19 protein-coding genes are annotated in these 22202 nt (G+C 61.5%); 12 read left to right on the forward strand and 7 right to left on the reverse strand.

The genetic code is table 11. From position 1 onward, the window contains the following. Positions 1 to 2: 2 nt before the first annotated feature. Genes malF through HZ993_RS06370 form a run of 3 tightly spaced genes read right to left on the reverse strand, consistent with a single transcriptional unit; the run spans position 3 to position 3860 of the window. A complete protein-coding gene (gene malF / locus HZ993_RS06360) occupies positions 3 to 1556 on the reverse strand; it encodes a maltose ABC transporter permease MalF (RefSeq protein WP_209396408.1) in 1554 nt (517 codons plus the stop codon). A 1-nt stretch (position 1557) separates the two neighbouring features. Then, positions 1558 to 2751 carry a maltose/maltodextrin ABC transporter substrate-binding protein MalE gene (malE, locus tag HZ993_RS06365; protein ID WP_209396409.1) on the reverse strand — a complete coding sequence of 398 codons (1194 nt, stop codon included), beginning with the start codon at positions 2749 to 2751 and terminating at the stop codon, positions 1558 to 1560. After that, the gene (locus tag HZ993_RS06370; protein WP_209396410.1) at positions 2748 to 3860 is read right to left on the reverse strand and encodes an ABC transporter ATP-binding protein; all 1113 of its coding nucleotides are present in this window, start codon (positions 3858 to 3860) and stop codon (positions 2748 to 2750) included. The genes malE and HZ993_RS06370 overlap by 4 nt, the downstream gene beginning before the upstream one ends. Positions 3861 to 4055: 195 nt before the next feature. On the opposite strand from HZ993_RS06370, the gene HZ993_RS06375 reads away from it, so the two are divergent. Genes HZ993_RS06375 through HZ993_RS06385 form a run of 3 tightly spaced genes read left to right on the forward strand, consistent with a single transcriptional unit; the run spans position 4056 to position 6413 of the window. Next, positions 4056 to 5438, forward strand: coding sequence for an MATE family efflux transporter (locus HZ993_RS06375; RefSeq protein WP_209396411.1), 1383 nt, complete (start codon positions 4056 to 4058; stop codon positions 5436 to 5438). 40 nt (positions 5439 to 5478) lie between these two features. Beyond that, positions 5479 to 5832 carry an ankyrin repeat domain-containing protein gene (locus HZ993_RS06380; protein ID WP_209396412.1) on the forward strand — a complete coding sequence of 118 codons (354 nt, stop codon included), beginning with the start codon at positions 5479 to 5481 and terminating at the stop codon, positions 5830 to 5832. An 8-nt stretch (positions 5833 to 5840) separates the two neighbouring features. Next, positions 5841 to 6413 carry a lipocalin family protein gene (locus HZ993_RS06385; RefSeq protein WP_209396413.1) on the forward strand — a complete coding sequence of 191 codons (573 nt, stop codon included), beginning with the start codon at positions 5841 to 5843 and terminating at the stop codon, positions 6411 to 6413. Positions 6414 to 6466: 53 nt separating this feature from the next. Here the strand turns inward: HZ993_RS06385 and HZ993_RS06390 are convergent, their stop codons facing one another. From HZ993_RS06390 to HZ993_RS06400, 3 genes are all read right to left on the reverse strand, one after another. Beyond that, positions 6467 to 6937: a hypothetical protein gene (locus HZ993_RS06390; RefSeq protein ID WP_209396414.1), complete on the reverse strand. Its 471-nt coding sequence runs from the start codon at positions 6935 to 6937 to the stop codon at positions 6467 to 6469. Positions 6938 to 7059: 122 nt separating this feature from the next. After that, positions 7060 to 7698 (reverse strand): CoA transferase subunit B, encoded by a 639-nt coding sequence (locus HZ993_RS06395; protein ID WP_209396415.1) that lies wholly within the window; start codon positions 7696 to 7698, stop codon positions 7060 to 7062. Positions 7699 to 7700: 2 nt separating this feature from the next. Beyond that, entirely contained in the window at positions 7701 to 8408 is a 708-nt protein-coding gene (locus HZ993_RS06400) for a CoA transferase subunit A (protein ID WP_209396416.1), read from the reverse strand. An 80-nt stretch (positions 8409 to 8488) separates the two neighbouring features. On the opposite strand from HZ993_RS06400, the gene HZ993_RS06405 reads away from it, so the two are divergent. The 8 genes from HZ993_RS06405 (at position 8489) to HZ993_RS06440 (ending at position 17819) form a co-directional block, all read left to right on the forward strand. Beyond that, a complete protein-coding gene (locus tag HZ993_RS06405) occupies positions 8489 to 9043 on the forward strand; it encodes a LuxR C-terminal-related transcriptional regulator (protein WP_209396417.1) in 555 nt (184 codons plus the stop codon). 100 nt (positions 9044 to 9143) lie between these two features. Then, the gene (locus HZ993_RS06410) at positions 9144 to 9923 is read left to right on the forward strand and encodes a CerR family C-terminal domain-containing protein (RefSeq protein WP_209396418.1); all 780 of its coding nucleotides are present in this window, start codon (positions 9144 to 9146) and stop codon (positions 9921 to 9923) included. Further along, complete coding sequence (locus HZ993_RS06415; RefSeq protein WP_245213848.1) at positions 9920 to 11344, forward strand: efflux transporter outer membrane subunit; 1425 nt, start codon at positions 9920 to 9922, stop codon at positions 11342 to 11344. Before HZ993_RS06410 ends, HZ993_RS06415 begins: the two co-directional genes overlap by 4 nt. 55 nt (positions 11345 to 11399) lie before the next feature. Next, entirely contained in the window at positions 11400 to 12620 is a 1221-nt protein-coding gene (locus HZ993_RS06420) for an efflux RND transporter periplasmic adaptor subunit (protein WP_209396419.1), read from the forward strand. Between the two features lie 12 nt (positions 12621 to 12632). Next, positions 12633 to 15740, forward strand: coding sequence for an efflux RND transporter permease subunit (locus tag HZ993_RS06425; RefSeq protein ID WP_209396420.1), 3108 nt, complete (start codon positions 12633 to 12635; stop codon positions 15738 to 15740). Between the two features lie 195 nt (positions 15741 to 15935). After that, positions 15936 to 16508 (forward strand): hypothetical protein, encoded by a 573-nt coding sequence (locus tag HZ993_RS06430; RefSeq protein ID WP_209396421.1) that lies wholly within the window; start codon positions 15936 to 15938, stop codon positions 16506 to 16508. Between the two features lie 207 nt (positions 16509 to 16715). Further along, positions 16716 to 17171, forward strand: a complete 456-nt coding sequence (locus HZ993_RS06435) for a fasciclin domain-containing protein (protein ID WP_209396422.1) — start codon at positions 16716 to 16718, stop codon at positions 17169 to 17171. A 27-nt stretch (positions 17172 to 17198) separates the two neighbouring features. Then, complete coding sequence (locus tag HZ993_RS06440) at positions 17199 to 17819, forward strand: chalcone isomerase family protein (RefSeq protein WP_209396423.1); 621 nt, start codon at positions 17199 to 17201, stop codon at positions 17817 to 17819. On the opposite strand, the gene HZ993_RS06445 is transcribed toward HZ993_RS06440, so the two are convergent. Then, the gene (locus HZ993_RS06445; protein ID WP_209396424.1) at positions 17816 to 18208 is read right to left on the reverse strand and encodes a carboxymuconolactone decarboxylase family protein; all 393 of its coding nucleotides are present in this window, start codon (positions 18206 to 18208) and stop codon (positions 17816 to 17818) included. The two genes, HZ993_RS06440 and HZ993_RS06445, sit on opposite strands and share 4 nt — an antisense overlap. Positions 18209 to 18331: 123 nt before the next feature. On the opposite strand from HZ993_RS06445, the gene HZ993_RS06450 reads away from it, so the two are divergent. Next, positions 18332 to 22165 (forward strand): PAS domain S-box protein, encoded by a 3834-nt coding sequence (locus tag HZ993_RS06450; protein ID WP_209396425.1) that lies wholly within the window; start codon positions 18332 to 18334, stop codon positions 22163 to 22165. The last annotated feature ends 37 nt before the right edge of the window (positions 22166 to 22202 follow it).

Below are 22202 nucleotides of genomic sequence, written 5' to 3' on the forward strand. Positions count from 1 at the left end.
GGCTAGTGCCCTCCTTTGCGTGGTGTGTCTTTGGATTGCGACAGCTTCAGGTTCACCAGCGACAGGATGGCGATCAAGAAGAAGATGACGGTCGATATAGCCGCCGCCAGGCCGAAGTTGGCCCCGGCATCGGTAAACGCAATGCGGTAGGTGTAGGACACCAGAATGTCCGTGGTGCCGGCTGGCAGCTTGGTGTTCAGATAATCGGGCCGACCATCGGTCAACAAACTGATCAGCACAAAATTGTTGAAGTTGAAGGCAAACGACGAGATCAACAAGGGCATCAGCGGCTTGACGATCAGTGGTGCGGTGATGCGCCAGAAGTTGGTCAGAGGCCCGGCACCCGCAATGGCCGAGGCCTCGTACAAATCAGCCGGCACAGACTTGATCAACCCCGTGCACAACACCATGATGAAGGGATAACCCAGCCAGACATTGACGATCAAAATCATGATCTTGGCCAGCAATGGGTCGGCAAACCAGGCAGGCTTGATGCCGAACACGGCGTTCAAAATGGCATTGATTTCGCCAAAGTTCTGGTTGAACAAACCCTTGAACACCAGGATGGAAATAAAGCCCGGCACGGCGTACGGCAGGAACAGCAGCGTGCGGTACAGCGTGCGGTACTTCAGCGCCTCCCAGTTCAGCAGCACAGCCAGCGTCATGCCTATGGCCGTGGCAAACAGCACGGTCAACCCGGCAAAGGCGACCGTCCACACAAAGATGGAGCCAAAGGGGCCGCGCATGTCGGCATCACCAAACAGGCGGGCGTAGTTGGCCAGCCCCACACCGACCTTGAAGCCGGGTTGCAGGCGGTCACCTTGGGCGTCTTCAAAAAAACCGGTGTCGCGGTTGGGCAGGTACAACACACCATCGGCCAGACGCTTCAGTGCGCCATCCGCCTGGGCTTGCCACAGCGGCTCGAACACGGCGAACTCGCGCAGGCCGGCGTACAACAGCGTGTGCTGGTTGGGCAGTTGCAAACGCAGAGCCATCAGTGCATTGCGATGTTCGATGGTCTGGCGCAGCGTGTAGGCTTGGCCCAATGCCACGTCGCCCGTCAACGGCTGCATCACGATCGGCGTGGTGCTGGCCTTTTGCAAGGACAGGGGTGGCGAAATAAAACGCTCGCCCCCCACACCTTCACCCTGCGGCGTCAGCACCAGGCGTGCGGTGTTACTGGCGTCGGCATACACACTAAAGGCATAGGCACGTGACTCATTAACGTCGGCCTGCTCCAGCAGGTAGTACCGTGCACGGTCTTCACTGAGCAGGTTGCTGGCCGAATAGTTGGTAAAGCCAATTTGTATGGTGTAGACCAATGGGAAGGCCACAAACACCAGCATGGCCATGACGCCGGGAAACAGGTAGCGCCAGGCCAGTGTCTTGGCCGACACATACACGTACAGGCTCAGCGCGCCCAGGCTCAGCACCAGTGCAGCCCACACCGCCTGGCCGCTGGTGTAGATGGCAAACGCCAGCCACAACAGGCCCAGTGCCACCATTGCGGCGATAGTGTTGGAGACCAAAGAGGAAGGAGTGTTGGGTGTTGTCATGTCACTTCACCAACATACGTGCGGCCGCGCCGTCCAGCGCGTCCTTAGGTGTTTGGCGGCCCTGGCTGATGGCCTCCAGTGCGGCGTCCATGGCCGGGAAAAATCGACCCAATTCGGGGATGTTGGGCAAGGGCTCACCCATGCGGGCGTTCTCCATCGTGGCGCGGATATTGGCGTCACCCGACAGTTCGGCAAAATAAACCTTGTTGGCCGGGGTGCCCAGCGGCACGTCAGCAGAGATGGTCTTCAGGCCTTCCACGCGCAGCATGTGGTTCTCAATAAATTCACGCGCAATGTCTTTAACCTTGCTGGGCGCGGCAATCATGCAACCCAACACACCCACGAAGGATTTGGACGGCTTGCCGGGGATGACGGAGGGCACCGGCGCCACGCTGAAATTGACCTTGGCCTTGCGTGCGTTGTCCCAGGCCCAGGGGCCGGTGATCATCATCGCGATCTCGCCACGTGCAAAACCGGACTCCATCTCGGCATACCGTGCGCCGCGCGGCATGTAACCCTCTTCGATCAGGCGCGACAACATATTGGCACCGGCCACGGCACCGGGCGAATTGACGCCCACCACCGACGGGTCCAGTTCACCCTTGCTGTTGCGGCCAAACACCTGGCCACCCGCACCGGCCAGCATGGGCCAGGTGAAGAAGGACTTGTTGTAGTCCCACAGGATGGCTTTTTTGCCTTGTTTGACCAGCTCTTTGTCCAGCGCCATCACCTCGTCAAACGTGGTGGGCACGGTCTTTACTAGGTCGCGGTTCACAACCAGGCCCACAGCCTCGATGGCCAGCGGGTAGCCCCAGACCTTGCCCTTGTAGGTAAAGGCCTTCCATGCGGATTCGTCAATCTCGTCGCGCACGCGTTTGGACGGGTGTATGGGCACCAACAGGCCCGAGCGCGCCCACTCACCGGTGCGGTCGTGTGGCCAGCAAAAAATATCGGGGCCCTTGCCGGCAGCGGCAGCGGCCTGGAACTTGTCGGTGGCACCTTCGGGGTGTTGCACCACCACGTTCACACCAGACTCTTTGGCAAAGGCATCACCCACTTTTTGCAGGCCGTTGTAACCCTTGTCGCCATTGATCCAGACCAGCAGCTTGGGGGCATCGGCTGCATACACGGGCACTGCAAAACTTGCGGCCAAAGCGGCCGCCAGCCCTATCAAAACCTTGCGCTGAACCATCATGCCGCCTCGTGTGCAGAGGCCACCGTGCGTTTGAAGGCCTGGCCCGCGGCATCAAACAGGTAACAGCTGTCGGGCTCTACCCCCAGCTCCAGCGTATCGCCCGCTTTCACACGCACTACACCGGTCAGCTCACAGGTCAGGTCTTCCTGCACGCCGGGGAAAGCGCAATAGGCATGGGTGACGCTGCCCAGAGATTCGACAAAGGTCACCTTCGCCGTCAAGCGGTTCGCATAGGGCACGCGGGTGATGTGTTCGGGGCGGATGCCCAGCGTCACCTTGTCGCCAGGCTTGGCTGTAGGGGCGCTCACCGCACACTGGATCAACGCGCCATCGTTCAGCCGCACGGTCACATCGGTCGCATTGCGGGACACAAACTCGGCAGCAATAAAGTTCATACCCGGCGAGCCGATAAAGCCCGCCACAAACAGGTTGTCGGGGTGTTCATATAAATCCAGCGGTGAACCCACCTGCTCCAGCTTTCCAGCCGACAACACCACGATGCGGTCGGCCAGTGTCATGGCCTCCACCTGGTCGTGGGTCACGTAAATCATCGTGGTCTTCAGGTCGGTGTGTAACTTGGCAAACTCGTACCGCATGCGCACGCGCAGGGCCGTGTCCAAGTTGGACAGCGGTTCGTCAAACAAAAACACCTCGGGCTTGCGCACAATGGCGCGGCCAATGGCTACACGCTGGCGCTGGCCACCGGACAGGTCTTTGGGTTTGCGGTCCAGCAGGTGTTCTATGCCCAGAATCTTGGCGGCGTTTTGCACCAGGCGGTCCACTTCGGCCTTGGGCATTTTTTTGAGCTGCAGGCCAAAGGCCATGTTGTCGTACAGGTTCATGTGCGGGTACAACGCATACGACTGGAACACCATGGAGATTCCGCGCTCGGCCGGAGGTACGTCGTTGACTAGGGCGTCACCAATGTGCAGCGTGCCGCTGCTGATGTCTTCCAGGCCGGCAATCATGCGCAACAACGTGGACTTGCCGCAGCCGCTGGGGCCGACAAACACCACAAATTCACCGTCACGGATGTGGAGGTCTATGCCCTGCAATATGTTGATGTCGCCAAACGATTTGCCCACACCCGATAACTTGACATCCGCCACCTTGTACCTCCATCAAAAAACCCGGTCCAAGCGACACAAGGCATCTCTGAGTATACTCATCACAAAGTAGTAATACAACATGGTAAAAATACCAATCCGAGTAACAAGTCGGCCGATTTTCTCTGACAATTCAAGGGTTTTCCCTAGTCAAATGTACTATTACTACTTACGAAAACTACACCACCGAAGCTATTGATGCCCAAAGAAAACACCCACCGCATTGGCCACAAACCACATCTGCTGGCCATTGCCTGGCCATTGCTGGCGGAGTTGGTATTGGGCTTTGGTGTGGGCTTTGTGGGCATGTGGCTGGTGTCGAAAGAGTCTGACACGGCATCGGCCGCTTTTGGCCTAGCCAACCATGTACAAGGCGCATTCTTCTTACTGTTTCGCATCATCAGCATGGGTGTGGGTGTGGTGATCACGCAAAACCTCGGCGCCGGCAACCGCCGCGATGCCAACCGTACCGCCCTGGCAAGCCTGGGTGCCAGCACGTGGTTGGGTCTGGGCAGTGCCCTGGTACTGTTTGCGGCCACCGGCCCGCTACTGACCGCCATGCAAGCCACGCCCGACGTGCGCGCGTTGGCCACCCCCTACTTGCATGTGCTGGCCTTCGCCCTGTTTCTGGACGCTTTTAATGCCAGCATGGCGTCGGTGATGCGTTCGCACCTGCATACGCGTGAGACCATGTTCAACATCTTGTCCATGCACGCCCTGCACCTGGCCCTGTGTTTTCCGCTGATGCGGGGCATGGGCGCAATGCCCGCCATGGGCATGGTGGGTTTTGCACTGGCGCTGACCATCAGCCGCGGCTTCGGGCTGGGCGTACACCTCTGGTTGTGGCGCGCGGTGCTGGGTTTGTACCCCACCTGGCGCGATGCGGTGGCGGTGCGCTGGGACACCCTGCGCAGTTCGATTGCCATTGGTTTGCCCGGCGCGGCCGAGAACATTGCCTACCGCGTGGCCATGCTGGTGTCGGTCACTGTGGTGTCCACCATCGGCACGGCGGAGCTGGCCACACAGGGTTATGCCATGCAGATCATGAATGTCATCGTCTTGTCCACCGTGGCACTGGGCTTTGCGGGTGAGATTCTGGTGGGGCATTTGATAGGTGCTGGTGAACTGCGCGCCGCCTGGAAACTGGTGCGCAAATGCCTGTTCTGGGGGCTGGGGGTGTCACTGGCCATCGCCATCCTGACGGCCGCTACCGCGCCGTGGACCATGCGCCTGTTCACCCACGACCCGGCCATCATTGCGCAGGCCACTACCCTGCTGTGGATCACTGTGCTGCTGGAGCCGGGCCGCACCTGCAACATTGTCATCATCACCGCGCTGCGCGCCGCGGGGGATGCGCGTTTTCCGGTGGTGGCTGGCGCGGCATCCATGGTGCTGGTGATGGGTTTTGGCTCGTGGCTGCTGGGCATTCACTTTGGCCTGGGGCTCACGGGTGTGTGGATTGCCTATGCGCTGGACGAGTGGGTGCGCGGCGGCATCATGGCAGCACGCTGGTTCCGACTGGGGTGGGTCAAGCAGGCGGTGGCTTCGCGCAGGCTGGTGAACCGGACATCCGCCGTCTGAAGGCATACACTGGCGCCTCCCTACTACGGAGCAAACACAGATGTCCTCAGGTGACTGGAAAGAGATGTTCGACGCCGCCGTCGACGGCAATATACCCCTTTTGCGCTACCACTTGGTGGCGGGCGTAGATGCCAACTACCAACACCCGGAATACATGTGCACACCCCTGGTCGCCTGCATCCTGGCCAACCAGCACGAAGCTGCGGCACTGCTGCTGGAGCATGGTGCCAACCCGCACCTGCGGTCAGAGATCGAGGCGATGACACCGTTGCAGGCGGCCCGCCATGTCGGCAACCCGGAGTTGATCGCGCTGATAGACCCAACCCAAGCGTCCGCACCACCGCCCCCAGCACCCACACGCAAACGGTTCTTCGAGCGGTGGATCGGTTCATGATGTACAGGATGAAAAGTACACACCTTGCGCTGGCAACATGCCTGGCCTGCACCGTGGCCAGCGCCCAACCCGCGGGCACAGCGGCTGCGGCGCAACCGCCTGCAGCACTGGTCACCATCCCGTCACTGGACGTACCCCGCTACATGGGCACCTGGTTTGAAATCGCCAAGTACCCCAATCGCTTTCAGAAAAAATGTGTGGCCGATACACGGGCCCAATACCAGCTGTTGCCCGCAGGCACCGTGCAGGTGACCAACCGCTGCCGCACAGCCAGCGGTGAGATGGACGAAGCAGTGGGTGAAGCGCGGCAAATGGGCCCCGCCACGTCGCCCAAGTTGCAGGTGCGGTTTGCGCCGGCCTGGTTGTCGCTGCTGCCGTTTGTCTGGGGAAACTATTGGGTGATCGATCTGGACGAGGCGTACCAGCTGGTGGCCGTGGGTGAGCCCAAACGGGAGTTCTTATGGATACTGTCCAGAACACCCACGGTCAGCCCGGCCGCCTACGATGCACTGGTGGCACGGCTACAGCGCCAAGGGTTTGAGCCCGCACGCCTGGAGCGCACACCCCAAACGCCGCAATGAAACCACCGCTGTGACCCAGTACCCCGTTACCTGCAAGGCAACGGGACGCACACTCAGTTGACGGCTGTTGAGCTACCCACCGATTTGGCCGGCGCATTGCGGGCAGCGCCGTTGTTGTTCACCGACCAGGGAATAACGGTGGCCTGATCCAACGGCTTGGCTTTGGTGAACAGGGCCTGCCAGAAGAAACCGCTCTGGAAGGCAATCACTTCAAACAGGATGTAACTTTGTGAGCTGCTGCTGAGCCACAGGTTGTAGGTGGGGTAGAAGACTATGGGCGACACCAGCAAGGGCAGGATGATGCGCTCCACCTGCACCGACTCCAGGCCCTTGCCCAGATTGAACAGGTCCCAGTAGTAGTTGGAGAACATGCCCAGTGTCATCCAGCAGGCCAGGTGCCACACAAACACAATGCCGTGGTTGCGGGCCAAGAGGCCAATCCAAGGGGCGGAGCCTTCGTCAGCATTGACGATGAGGACCATGAACGTACCCGTGGTGAGAAACACCACGAAGTAGATGAACATCAGGAATTTGAGCGCTCTGGACATGAATCCCCCGGTGTAATAGTTCGCGCTATCTTACTCGGGGAATCGGCGCTTTTTGCGTTTGGACAAGGGGCAACACTAGTGGTCTACCCCAGCCTGCATTAGATCAACGGCACACCCGTTTTGGACTGCACGTCTTCGCGGCTGACACCGGGTGCCAGCTCCACCAGCTTGAGGCCTTCGGGCGTGACATCCATCACCGCCAGGTCGGTGATGATGCGGTCCACCACACCCACACCGGTCAAGGGCAAGGTGCAGTTGGGCAGAATCTTCAGGTCGGTACTGCCATCTTTTTTCTTGGCCACGTGTTCCATCAGCACAATGACGCGTTTGACACCCGCCACCAGGTCCATGGCACCGCCCATGCCCTTGACCATCTTGCCGGGGATCATCCAGTTGGCCAGGTCGCCTTTTTCGCTGACCTGCATCGCACCCAGGATGGACAGGTTGATCTTGCCGCCACGGATCATGGCAAAGCTGTCGTGGCTGCCAAACAGGGACGAGCCCTTGATGGTGGTCACGGTTTGTTTGCCAGCATTGATCAGGTCGGCATCCACTTCGTCTTCGGTGGGGAATGGGCCAATGCCCAACATGCCGTTTTCACTCTGCAACCACACCTCTTTATCGGCGGGTACAAAATTGGCCACCAGCGTAGGAATGCCGATGCCCAGGTTCACATAAAACCCGTCTTGCAATTCTTGGGCAGCACGTGCCGCCATTTGGTCTTGGCTCCAGGACATGATCAGACTCCCTCTTTCGATGTGATGGTGCGCTTCTCGATACGCTTCTCGGGGTTGGCGTTGAGCACGATGCGGTGCACGTAAATGCCGGGCAGGTGCACCTGGTCGGGCACCATGGCGCCGGTCTCCACAATCTCTTCCACTTCCACAATGCAAATCTTGCCGGCCATGGCCACAGCCGGGTTGAAGTTGCGGGCTGTCAGGCGGAACTGCAGGTTGCCCGATTTGTCGGCGCGGTGCGCCTTGACCAGGGACACCTCGGGCACCAGGGCGCGTTCCATCACATAGGTCTCGCCATCAAACTCGCGCAGCTCTTTGCCGTCGGCCACGATGGTCCCCACACCGGTCTTGGTGAAGAAGGCGGGAATGCCGGCACCACCGGCGCGCAGCTTCTCGGCCAGCGTGCCCTGGGGTGTGAACTCCAACTGCAGCTCACCGGCCAGGTACTGGCGCTCAAACTCCTTGTTCTCGCCCACGTAGCTGGAGATCATCTTTTTGATCTGGCGTGTCTCCAGCAGCTTGCCCAGGCCAAAGCCGTCGACACCCGCGTTGTTGGAGATGACCGTAAGGTCTTTGACGCCGCTGTCCTTCAGCGCGTCGATCAGCGCCTCGGGGATGCCACACAAACCAAAACCGCCAACGGCCATCAACTGCCCGTCTTTCACGATTCCATCAAGTGCGGCAGCCGCACTGGGATATATCTTGTTCATCGCACCCATCTCCTGTGAAGATTCAATAACCGTACGATACTACTTAACTAGCTACGTAGTTTTTCGTAACGCACAACCCTATGGACATTGACTACCGACTGGCATTTGATCTGGCCCCTGTGGGCCTGGCCCTCTCACGCAACCGCACCATCATGGATTGCAACCAGCGCCTGTGCGACATGTTTGGGTCCACACACGAACGGCTGGTGGGCCAGTCGTTCCAGATACTGTACCCCAGCGTGGATGAGTTTGAACGCGCGGGTGTGCGCCTCACACCGATATTGAATCGCAATGGCACCTATGCCGACGACCGCCTGATGCGCCGAGTGGATGGCCGCTTCAAGGACGAGGTGTTCTGGTGCCACGTGACCGGGCGCGCACTCAACCGCGATGCGCCCCACGAAGCCGGTATCTGGTGTTTTGAAGACCTGAGTGCGATACGCCCGGTCAAGGCCGAGCTGACTGCCCGCGAGCGCGAAGTGGCCGCCCACCTGATGCAGGGCATGACCTCCAAACAGATCGGCAAGACGTTGGAGATCAGCCACCGCACGGTTGAGATCTACCGCGCGCGGTTGATGCGCAAGTACAAATCGTCTACAACCGCGGACCTGGTGCACAAACTGATGGCGGGCTGAGGACGGGGGTTTTTGGTAACCGCTTGGTACCAAAACCCCACAGCAAGCGTGGTCAAGTTAAATCAAACGATTGATTTAACTAGGCTAGAATTCGGCGCTTATGAATAAGGCCCCTCCCTCCCCCGTCCAAGCCAAGACCCTGCGCAGCGATGGTGCCGAGGCGCGCAACCGCCTGCTGGATGCCGCGCTGGCACTGTTTGCCGAGAAGGGTTACGCCAAGACCTCCACCCGCGAAATCGCCCAGGCCGCGCTGGTCAACATCGCCTCCATCAGCTACTACTTTGGAGACAAGGAAGGCCTGTACAAGGCCGTGTTCACCGACCCCCGTGTCAATCCGACGGTCCCCCCCGAACACATCGACAACCCCGATCAACCGCTCGAATGGTCTATCGCCAATCTGATGCACTCGTTCGTAGACCCGCTCAAGCAGGGCAATCTGGTTCAGCAGTGCATGAAGCTGCATCTGCGCGAAATGCTGGAACCCACTGGACTCTGGAAGCAGGAAGTGGAGTGCAACATAAGGCCCGCACACAACGCCCTTGCCGCCGCGTTGTGCCGCCACCTTGGTATTTCTCAGCCGGATGACGAAATCCACCGCTTGGCGCTGGCGATCAGCGGCCTGGGCGTGATATTGCAGGTTTGCACCGACGTCACGATCGCGGTGCGCCCCGGGCTGATTGCGTCCCATGGCGCGCTCGACACCTACTGCAACCGGCTGGTGGATTACGCCATGGCCCTGACCGCTGCCGAAGCCCAGCGCCGCGCGCTGCCAAGCAGTTCCAAGGCAAAAAAGCCAACAATCCCACGCGCGCATACCAAACCTGCACACCCCGCTTCTCAGGCTCAAGCTTCCAAACGTACAACCACTCCAACCCGATGATGATGATGAACCCGCACCCTCTTCGCGCATTGGCGCCCCTGGCCGCCGCACTGACTTTGTCGGCCTGTTCCACCTTCATGCCCCCCGCCCAGGTCGAGGCGCAGGCTCCTGCACAGTGGCACACCCCCCTGCCCCACCAGGGCACCGTGGGCGGGCTGACCCAGTGGTGGGAGCGCCAAGGCGACCCCTTGCTGGTGGAGCTGATAGCCGCCGCACAAGCGGTCAGCCCTTCCATCTCGCAGGCGCTGGCCCGCGTGGAGGCATCCCGCGCCCAGCAGGCCAGCGCCCGTGGCGCCCTGCTGCCCAACCTGAATGCCCAATACGCCGCCAGCCGCGGTGTCAGCCAGCCCAATTTCCCGGTGACCAATACCCAGCAACTGGGCCTGCAGACGCAGTGGGAGATTGACCTGGTGGGTGCCAACCGCGCCGTCAGCCGCGCCGCCCAGGCCAATGTAGACGGTACCCAGGCCCAGTGGCACGATGCCCGCGTATCGGTGGCCGCCGAAGTGGCCAACCTGTATTACAGCCAGTCCACTTGCCTGCAGCAGTTGGCGCTGGCCGAGCGGGACGCCACCTCGCGCGGCGAGACTGCACGCCTGACCGAGATCAATGCCAAGGCAGGTTTTCTGGCCCCGTCGCTCGGAGCCATGGCACGCGCCAGTGCGGCCGACGGCAACAGCCGCCTGACCCAGCAACGCGCGCTGTGTGAGCTGAACACCAAGGCCCTGGTCGCCCTGACCGCCATCCCCGAGCCAGACCTTAAGAAAAAACTGACCTCAGCCCCCGTCCATACTACACAGAATGCTCCTATTACTGTAGCAAGCGTGCCCGCCCAGACCATTGCCCAACGCCCCGACGTGTTCAGCGCCGAGCGGGATGTGATGGTGGCCAGCGCCCAGGTGGGTGCGGCCAAGGCCCAACGCCTGCCGCGCCTGACGTTGGCCGGCTCCATTGCCGGTACCCGCCTGACCACAGGGGGTGTGGACACCGAAGGCACCACCTGGTCCTTTGGCCCGCTGGCGGTGAGCCTGCCCATCTTTGACGGCGGCCAGCGCGCGGCAGCGGTCACGGCGTCAGAAGCCAACTACGACGCTGTGGTCAGCGCCTACCGCGGCAAGGTTCGCCAGGCCGTGCGCGAGGTAGAAGAAGCACTGATCAATCTGGCCAGCACCGAGGCCCGCACCCAAGACGCCATCGTCTCCACCAAGGGTTATGCCGAATCGCTGGCGGCCACCCAGTCCCGCTTTGGCCAGGGCCTGGCCAGTCTGGTGGAGCTAGAAGACGCACGCCGCAATGCGCTGGCCTCTGAGTCGGCCCAGCTGGCCCTGGCCCTGGAGCGCAACCGCGCCTGGGTGGCGCTGTACCGCGCACTGGGCGGCGGCTTTGAGCCCGATATGGCCAGCAAGAGCGCAGCCAAGTAAACCAGGCCCCACCCAAACCCCTTTTCTTCATTTATTGATGCGACGCGACCACACCATGAACCTCCAAGCAACAACCTCCACCCTGGCCCAACAACTGGGCGTCAAACCCCTGACCCTGGGCCTGATCGCCGCCAGCGTGATCACCCTCGCCGCCCTGGGCCTGTTTGCCTCCGGCAGCCATGCCGCAGACGCCACCAAACCCGGCGCGGCCAAACCCGCGCTGACCGTGTCGCTCACCCAGCCCAAGAGCAGCATGCTGACCATCAAGCTGGCGGCCAACGGCAGTGTGGCCGCCTGGCAGGAAGCCAGCGTGGGCGCCGAGGCCAATGGCCTGCGTGTGGCCGAGTTACACGCCAACATCGGTGACAAGGTCAAACGCGGCCAGCTGCTGGCCAGTTTTGCCGCCGAGAGTGTGCAGGCCGACGTAGCCCTGGCCCGCGCCGCCGTGGCCGAGGCCCAGGCCAACGCCGCCGAGGCCGCAGCCAACGCCGACCGTGCCCGTGCCGTACAAGGCAGCGGCGCCATCAGCGCACAGCAGGTCAACCAGTACCTCACACAAGAACAAACCGGCAAGGCCCGTGTGGCATCGGCCCAGGCCCAACTGGATGCGCAACTGCTGCGCCTAAAGAACACGCAACTATTGGCGCCCGATAGCGGCATCATTTCCGCCCGCAATGCGTCGGTCGGCTCTGTGGTCGGCGCGGGCACCGAAATGTTCAAGCTGATCCGCCAAGGCCGCCTGGAATGGCGGGGTGAAGTCACCTCCAACGAGATTGGCCGCATCTCCCCTGGCACCGTGGTACTGGTGACCGCACCTGGTGGTGCACAGGTCAAAGGCAAGGTGCGCACCTTGGCGCCCACCGTGGACGCCGCCACCCGCAACGGCCTGGTCTATGTGGACCTGCAAGCCGCCGAGAAAGGTGTGGCCAACAGCTTCAAACCTGGCATGTATGCCCGCGGTGAATTTGAACTGGGCAGCTCCGGCGCGCTGACCGTGCCACAAACCGCCGTGGTGGTGCGGGACGGCTTCAGTTATGTGTCCCGCGTGGGTGCCGACAACCGCGTCAGCCAGCTCAAGGTGCAAACCGGCCGTGTGGTGGGTGACCAGGTGGAGATCCAGAGCGGCGTCAAGGCCGAAGACAAGCTGGTCGCCAGCGGCGGCGGCTTCTTGAGCGAGGGTGACCTGGTACGGGTGGTAGATGCCGCCAAGCCAGGTGCTTCTACATCAAATACGGCTCCAGCCCCCGTGTTACCTGCCTCTGCAGCTAGCAAATAAGGAGCAACTGTTATGAATGTATCTGCTTGGTCCATTAAAAACCCCATACCGGCGGTCATGCTGTTTGTGCTGCTGACGCTGGCGGGCCTCATGTCCTTCAGCGCCATGAAGGTGCAACAGTTCCCGGATCTGGAGCTGCCCACCGTCACCGTTTCGGCCAGCCTGCCGGGTGCTGCACCCGCACAGCTGGAAACCGAAGTGGCGCGCAAGATCGAGAACGCGATTGCGCCCCTGTCGGGCCTGAAAAACATCTACACCAATGTGTCGGATGGCAGCGTCAGTGTGACGGCCGAGTTCCGCCTGGAGAAGCCCACACAAGAAGCGGTGGACGATGTGCGCAGTGCCGTGCAGCAGGTGCGCAGCGATCTGCCCGGCGACTTGCGTGACCCCATCGTCAGCAAGATGAACCTGTCGGGCGCGCCCATTCTTGCCTTCACCATCCGCTCCAGCAACATGGACGATGAGGCTTTGAGCTGGTTTGTGGACAACACCATCTCGCGCGCGCTCTTGGGTGTGCGGGGCGTGGGCTCTGTGGCCCGTGTGGGGGGTGTAACCCGTGAGGTGCAAGTGGCGCTGGACCCGCTCAAGCTGCAAAGCCTGGGTGCCACCGCGGCCGATATCTCGCGCCAGCTCAAAATGGTGCAGACCGAAAGCGCCGGTGGCCGTGCCGACCTGGGTGGCTCCGAGCAACCCATGCGCACCCTGGCCACCGTGGCCACGGTAGAAGAGTTGTCCCGCCTGGAGCTGAGCCTGTCCAGCGGCAAACGGGTGCGCCTGGATGAGATCGCCACCGTCAAAGACACAGTGGCCGAGCAACGCAGTTTTGCCACGCTCAATGGCAAATCGGTGGTGGGTTTTGAGATCACCCGCAGCAAGGGCGCCAGCGAAGTGGAAGTGGGCGCCGCCGTGCAAAAAGCACTGGCCGACCTGAAAGCCGCCCACCCCGATCTGGAGTTGACCCAGGCCTTTGACTTTGTGACACCGGTGCAAGAGGAATTCGACGCCTCCATGACCATGCTGTACGAAGGCGCCGTGCTGGCGGTGATTGTGGTGTGGTTCTTCCTGCGCAGCTGGCGCGCCACACTGGTGTCAGCCGTGGCGCTGCCGCTGTCGGCCATTCCCGCCTTCATTGGTATGCACTACATGGGCTTTACCACCAATGTGGTGACCCTGCTGGCGCTGTCGCTGGTCATCGGTATTCTGGTGGACGATGCGATTGTGGAAGTGGAAAACATCGAGCGCCACCTGCGCATGGGCAAGACGCCCTACCAGGCCGCCATGGAAGCGGCAGACGAAATCGGCCTGGCCGTGATCGCCACCACGTTTGCGCTGATTGCCGTGTTTTTGCCCACCGCCTTCATGAGCGGTGTGGTGGGCAAGTTCTTCAAACAGTTTGGCTGGACCGCCGTGTTTGCCGTATTTGCGTCACTGGTGGTAGCCCGGGTGCTGACGCCCATGATGGCGGCCTACATCATGAAGCCGTCCACCCATGTGCACGAAGAACCCACCTGGATGCCGCTGTACCTGAAGATCACGCGTTGGACACTGCACCACCGCTGGACCACCATGTTTGCGGCCATCGCCTTTTTCATCGGCTCGCTGATGCTGGTGCCGCTGATACCCAGTGGTTTTATTCCGCCGGACGACAACTCGCAAACCCAGGTCTACCTGGAGCTGCCCCCGGGCACCACACTGGCGCAAACCCGGGTGGCCTCTGAGCGCGCCCGTGAACTGATCGGCAAGGTCAAACACGTGCAAAGCGTCTACACCACCGCCGGTGGCGGTGCCGTGGGCTCGGACCCTTTCCAGGGTGGCGCCAGCACCGATGTACGCAAGGCCACCTTGACCGTGCTGCTGGACGAACGCGGCAAACGCCCGCGCAAACAGGTGATTGAGGGCGAAATGCGCACCGCGCTGGCCGAATTGCCGGGTGTCCGCTTCAAAGTGGGCCTGGGTGGCTCGGGCGAGAAGTACCAGCTGGCCCTCAAGGGTGAAGACCCGGTAGCCCTGGCACAGGCCGCGGCCGCGGTCGAAAAAGACCTGCGCAAGATCCCTGGCCTGGGCAATATTGCATCCAGTGCCAGCCTGACACGGGCCGAGATTGCCATCCGCCCCGACTTTGCCAAAGCCGCCGACATGGGCGTCACCAGCGCCGCCATTGCCGAAACACTGCGCATTGCCACCGTGGGTGATTACGAGTCGGCGTTACCCAAGCTCAACCTGAGCCAGCGCCAGGTGCCCATCGTCGTGAAACTCGCGACCGATGCACGCCAAGACCTGGACCTGCTGGGCCGTCTGATGGTGCCCGGTGTCAAGGGCCCGGTCATGCTGAGCCAGGTAGCCACCTTTGAAATGTCGGGCGGACCTGCCGTGGTCAGCCGCCTGAACCGCGTACGCAATGTCAACTTCGAGGTGGAGTTGTCGGGTGTGCCGTTGGGCGAGGTAACCGAAGCCGTGGCCAAGTTGCCGTCCATCGTCAACCTGCCCGCGGGCGTGCAGCAGCTGGAAATTGGTGATGCCGAAGTACAGGGCGAAATGGTCGCCGGCTTTGGCGTGGCCATGCTGACCGGCGTGTTGTGCATCTACATCGTGCTGGTGCTGCTGTTCAAGGACTTCCTGCACCCCATCTCCATCCTGCCGTCGGTCATTTTGTCCTTCGGCGGTGCCTTCCTGGGCCTGCTGATCAGCGGCAAAATGTTGTCCATGCCGTCTTTCATCGGCCTGGTGATGTTGATTGGTGTGTCGACCAAGAACTCGATCCTGCTGGTGGAATACGCCATCACTGCACGCCGTGAGCATGGCCTGAACCGCTTCGACGCGCTGATGGATGCCTGCCACAAACGTGCACGCCCCATCATCATGACAACCATTGCCATGGTGGCCGGCATGCTGCCGCTGGTGATTGGTATTGGTGATGCCGACAACAGCTTCCGCGCACCGATGGCGGCGGCAGTGATTGGGGGCCTGATCACCTCCACCATCCTGAGTCTGCTGGTCACGCCGAGCTTCTTCTCCATCGTGGACGACATCGAACACTTTGTAGGCCGCGCCAAACGCAAGCTGCTGCGGCAAAAGGAAAGCGCGGTGGCAGTGCACACGCCTGCGCCGGAAATCCCGTAAGCCTGCGCACCGCGCGCCCCCCGTCAAGACGCCCCAGGGAAGCCATCCTGGGGCGTCTTGTAGTTTGTGCGGTGGGTGAGTACACTGAATTTGCATCTAGCCCCCACGCTCCGCCGCTACGCGGGTCGCTGCCCCCCGAGGGGGCCGTGTTTTCCCCTTGGGGCGGCCCGGCGGGGAAACTAACCGGAGTACCCGATGTTTGAATTTCTTGGTCTCGGCAAGAACAAGGCCGACAAATCGGCCGATGACCACGGCCCCGACACCCACCCCCAAACAGTTCAACTCAGCGCCACGCAGATCGAGATGGTGCGCATGACATTGCACGGCGTGCTCAAGCTGCACGGCATTCCCGGCACCTGGATCACCGGCGAGGTGGTTCCAGTGCGTATACCGGGCCAGGGTGAGGCCCTGTTGCTGCAACTGGAGGTGCAGCACTGGCACGACGCACTGGTGCTGCACGCCCCCGCCTTTCAGCAGGCCCTGATGGACGGCTTGCGCCGCTTTGACCCGCAGGCCGACCAGACGCGTTACCTGTTTTCGTGGAAGTTTTCACCCCAGTGCGGTTGCCCGCATGTCCACCTGCCAGAACCCGATTTCTGGACCACCAGTGAGCGTGTGGTGCTGGCCCCCATAGCGCCCCCTTCGGCCCATACCCTGGCGGCGCGCGCCCGTGGCACGGCACACATCAGCCTGCCGCAGGACGACCACGACAGCCGGGGTGACGATGACCACGGCTTTGCCCCTACGCAGATCCACGACGTTCGCTGAGCCGAAAAACTGCACCGTTCCAGCGCTGGGCTGGCGCGCATATTCCGCAATGCGCTATGCGCAATCCCCGCTACACGCCCCATTCAATCCATACCATTGAGATCAAATAAATACCTCACAGTTCTCAATGTTACTATTCAGTTCATAAAATTCCATCGCGCCACATTTTTGGCGAACGCAAAACACTTAACCGTGATGGAGATTTGTATGAAAAAGCTACTGATTGCATCCGTTCTGACCGTGGGCTTGACACTGTCTGCCCATGCCAAAGACATCGTCGACACCGCCGTAGCAGCTGGCAGCTTCAAAACGCTGGCGACCGCTTTGGGCGCAGCTGGTTTGGTCGACACGCTCAAGGGCAAAGGACCGTTCACCGTGTTCGCCCCCACTGACGAGGCATTCGCCAAAATCCCGAAAGCTGATCTTGACGCCCTGCTCAAGGACAAGGCAAAACTCACAGCCGTGCTGACTTACCACGTGGTGCCAGGCAAGGTCATGGCGGCGGATGTACGCGCGGGGAAGGTCAAGACCGTGCAGGGATCTGAGCTGACGGTGGCGACAGCCGGCGCTGTGACAGTGGATAACGCCAAAGTCATCAAGACCGACATCGTGGCGGACAACGGTGTCATCCATGTCATCGACAGTGTGATCATGCCCAAATAATTGGACTGCCACTTGAAGGAGACCGCCGTGCACATTCCACTCGCGTTTAACCGGCAAACCCGGGCACTGGCTGCAACGGCGGTCTTCTTCATGGTCCTCGCGCCGGCTTCTGCCCAGGCGCAATCTACTGCGCCTGGCGTGGTTGAGGCCGCTGCGACCCCGCCAGCCATGCTGATGGCATATGGCAACAGTTGGCAGGCGAAGGGATCGGGGACGCTCCGATTCTTCGGGTTCAAGGCATACGACGCAACACTTTGGTTGCCCAATGCCGATGCGGGGCTGAGTTTTGCACGTCCATTTGCCCTGGAGATCCGCTATGCCACGTCCGTCAAGGCGCGTGACATTACGAACACTTCACTCATCGAATTGCAGCGCATTGGGCAATCGTCGCCGGAACAAATCGTGGCATGGTCTGGCCTGATGGAATCCATCTTTGTGGATGTGGTGAGCGGAGACAGGCTTATCGGTGTGCATTTGCCACGCGAAGGCGTGCGCTTCTTCCACAATGGCAAGCTGCTGGGCGAGTCTTCGGATGTAGCCTTCAGCGAAGCCTTCTTCAAGATCTGGCTGGATCCCAGAACCAAGCGACCTGAATTGCGCACCGCGCTTCTTGGGCAATCCGTGCGGACCGTGATGAGTCCGAATTAAACCTTGTTGCCTGCACTGACCACTTCATTGGCAGTACGAAACGCCTCCACTGCGGCCGGCACGCCGCAGTAGACGGTGGCGTGGAGCAACACCTCCTGTATCTCCTCGACCGTGGCGCCGTTGTTCAGCGCGCCACGCACGTGGCCCTTGAGCTCGTTCTGTTTGCCCAGCGCGGTCAGCATGGCCACGGTTACGAGGCTGCGTGTTTTCAAATCCAGCCCCGGGCGCTGCCACACATCGCCCCAGGCCGCGCGGGTGATGTGCTCTTGTATGGGCTGGGTAAATGGCGTGGCGTTGGCAAAGGCCGCTGCTACAAAATCTTCACCCATGACCTGTTTGCGGGTGGCCAAACCCAAGTCGTAGGCAGTGGCGGGTGGTGGTGTTGGCATAACAGCGGTGCTCCCAAGCAAAAAACACCATGGTAGCCAAACCCACGGGGGTAACCGTGCGGTCACCTGCAGCTTTGGCGACAAGTCGTTTAGACTGTATTTACAAAAAAATTGGGAGCCTGCATGCCAGCGAATGCGCCGGAGTTTGGAGCCCCGCCACCCGCCACATTCGAAAGTAGGTCCGCCTCCGCATCGGAGGCTCGGCAACTGTTGTGGCTGGCGGCGGCAGTGGTTGTGGTGACGGCTTGCCTGGTCGCCCTGGCATTGGCCTACCTGCGGGCCGAGGCTATTGATACCAGCGAACGCCTGACGGAATCCTTTGCCCAGGTCATAGAAGAACAAACCACCCGCACCCTGCAGTCGGTAGACCAGAACCTGCAGATCACCGCTACCCGCCTGGCGCAGATGGAACAGCTGGGCACTCTGAATGAGGAAACTGCACGGCAGTTGCTGCGCCAGCAGTTGCAATCCATGCCCTTTGCCCGGGTGTTGTGGGTGACCGACGCGCAAGGCCGTCTGCTGCACGAAACCGGCGAGGGCCACAACGGCACCGATCTATCGGACACCGCCTATTTCAAGGCCCTGCAGGCCGCGCCCCAGACGCCGTTTCTGGTGGCGGCACCGGTCAAGAGCAAGTTGGACGGGTTTTGGCTGATTCCTGCGGCACGCCCCCTCCTGGCTGCGGACGGCAGCTTTGCCGGCACCATCGTCGCCTCGATCAACCCCCTGTTTTTTGACAAGCTCTGGCAGTCCATAGACCTGGGTGTTGGCGGCTCGGTATCGCTCTTGCGTAAAGACGGCGTGATGATGATGCGCAGCCCCTTCCATGAACCCAGCATGGGCAAAAACTTTGGCAGCGGTCTGGTGTTTACCGACTACCTGCCCAAAACCCCGTCGGGCCATCTGCAGAACGTCAGCACCATCGATGGTGTGAGCCGCCTGTTCGCCTACCGCACGCTGTCAGCACAGCCTGACTTCGTGGTGGTGGTCGGGCAGTCTTTTGACCGCGTATTGCAGGCCTGGAAACGCCTGGCCGTCTTGGTCGGCGGTATCTGGCTGGCCGCGGCCGTGGGTGGCCTGGTGTTGTGCCGGTTTCTGGGCCGGGCCTGGCGGCAAAGGGCCCAGGTGCAGGCGCAGGCGGTGCAAGCGGCTGAACGGCTGCGCCTGGCCACCGACGCGGTTGGCGTCGGCATTTGGGATTGGGATGTGAGCCGCGCCGACCAGTGGTATGCCAGCCCCACCTACTTCACGATGCTGGGTTACGACCCGCAAGAGGGCCTGGCCGACCGTGCCCAATGGCTGGCACGCCTGCACCCGGATGACCGTGCGCCGGTGAACACCCGCATACAGGCCGTGCTGGCCGGGGATGACGTGCCCTACCACTATGAGGCCCGCATGCTGCATGCCGATGGCAGCTACCGCTGGATCAGTGTGGCCGGGCGTGTGCTGGCGCGTGATGCCAACGGCAAGGCCACCCGCCTGATCGGTGTGCGCCAGGACATCACCGACCGCAAACAGGCCGAAGCCGCACTGCGCCTGAGTGAAGAAAACCTGTCCATCACCCTGCAATCCATTGGTGATGCGGTGATCGCCACCGACGCCACCGGCAACATCACCCGCATGAACGCAACCGCCGAGCGGTTGACGGCATGCCCCCTGCCAGAGGCCCTGGGCCGCCCGCTAACCGAGGTGTTTCGTATCGTGAACGCCCAAACGCGGGCCCCGGCAATCGACCCCGTCCACCTGGTCATGGAAAAAGGCGAGGTGGTGGGCCTGGCCAACCACACGGCACTGCTGGCCCGCGACGGCCAGGAGTACCAGATCTTCGACAGCGCCGCCCCCATACGCGACCGCACGGGCGACATTGTGGGTGTGGTGCTGGTCTTCAGCGATGTGACCGAGCAATACCGGGTGCGCGAAGCGCTGGCCCACAGCGAGACCCGTTACCGCGCCCTGTTTGAATACGCCCCGGACGGCATACTGATTGCCGATGCCAACAGCACCTACCTGGACGCCAATGCCAGCGCCTGCCGCATGCTGGGCTACACCCGAAGTGAGCTGATCGGCCTGCACGCATCCGACATCGTCATCCCTGCCGAGGTGCCCCACATCGATGCGGCACTGGACAGCATCCACATGCAAGACGACTACCACCGGGAGTGGCAGTTCCGGCGCAAAAATGGCAGCGTGTTCTCGGCCGAAGTCATGGCCACCCAAATGCCCGATGGCAACCTGATGGGCATGCTGCGCGATGTGTCGGAGCGCAAGCGCGCAGAGGCCGCGCTACGCGAGGCCGTGGTGCACACCCAGACCATTCTGGACAACATTGTGGATGGCGTGGTCACCTTCGACGACCGGGGCGTGGTGGAGTCCTTCAACCTGGCAGCCAGCGCCATATTTGGCTACGCGCCACAGCACATCATCGGGCGCAACGCGGCGCTGCTGATACACGACCCTGATTCACACTTTGAAGAAGACTACCTGCGCCACCGCTTCAGCTCCGAGCGGCCCAGGCCCGCCAACATCTCACGCGAAGTACAGGGCCGGCGCAAGGACGGCGAACTGTTCCCCGTACACCTGTCGGTGTCGCGCATTTTCAGGAACGGCCAGGCCCATCTGATCGCCATCGTGCGGGACATCACCCAACAACGGCACGACGAAGAAGAGATCCGCCGCCTGGCGTTCTTCGACCCCCTCACCGGCCTGCCCAACCGCCGGTTGCTGATGGACCGGCTCAAGCAGGCCATGGTGACATCGGCCCGCACCGGCAAACACGGCGCGCTGATGTTTTTGGACCTGGACCACTTCAAACTGCTCAACGACACGCAGGGCCACGACGTGGGCGACCTGCTGCTGCAACAAACCGCCACCCGCCTGACGGACTGTGTGCGCGATGGTGACAGCGTAGCCCGGTTGGGAGGTGACGAATTTGTGGTGTTGCTCGAAGCCCTGAGCGCGAACAGCCGCGAGGCCGCCACCCAGGCCGAGTCGGTGGCCACCAAGTTGCTGGAGGCTTTTAAAACGCCCTACAGCCTGAACAAGTACAGCCACGAGGGGACCACCAGCATTGGCATTGTGGTGTTCATGGGTGAATATGACTCCATGGACGATTTGCTCAAAAAGGCCGATCTGGCCATGTACCAGGGCAAGTCTGCCGGGCGCAACACCGCGCGGTTTTTTGACCCCACCATGCAAGCCGCCGTGGCCGAACACGATGCCCGGGAGAAAGACCTGCGCCGCGGCATCGCCATGCGGGAGTTTGTGCTGCACTACCAGATACAGGTCAACGACAAGGGACAGACCATAGGTGCCGAAGCGCTGGTGCGCTGGAACCACGGCCGCAAAGGCATGGTGGCGCCCGGTCAATTCATCGCGCTGGCCGAGCAAACCGGGCTGATACTGGCTCTGGGCCAGGAGGTACTGGAGACCGCCTGCGCACAACTGGTGGCCTGGGCCAAACAACCCGACAAGGCGCATTGGACCCTGGCCGTGAACGTGAGCGCTTCGCAGTTTGCACAGAACAGTTTTGTGGACAACGTGTCACGCGCGCTGGCACAGGCCGGCGCCAACCCCAAGCTGCTGAAGCTGGAGCTGACCGAGAGCATTCTGGTGCACGACATAGAAGACGTCATCGTCAAAATGACCGCCCTGCAGGCCCTGGGCGTGGGCTTCTCGCTGGACGATTTCGGCACGGGGTATTCGTCGCTGTCGTACCTGAAGCGGCTACCGCTGGACCAGTTGAAGATCGACCAGTCTTTTGTGCGCGATGTGTTGACCGACCCCAGCGATGCCGTCATCGCCCGCACCATCCTGGCGCTGGGGCATAGCCTGGGCTTGTCCGTGATTGCCGAGGGTGTGGAGACCGAGGGGCAACACGCGTTTCTGATGGAAGCGGGGTGTGATGCGTTCCAGGGATATTACTTTGGACGGCCTGGGCCGGCGGAGGCTTTGGGGTAAACCGCGCTTAGGATACCGGTCTACCGCAGTCCTCTTT

Origin of the sequence: Rhodoferax sp. AJA081-3 (assembly GCF_017798165.1) — a bacterium.
Taxonomy (GTDB): Bacteria; Pseudomonadota; Gammaproteobacteria; order Burkholderiales; family Burkholderiaceae_C; genus Allorhodoferax.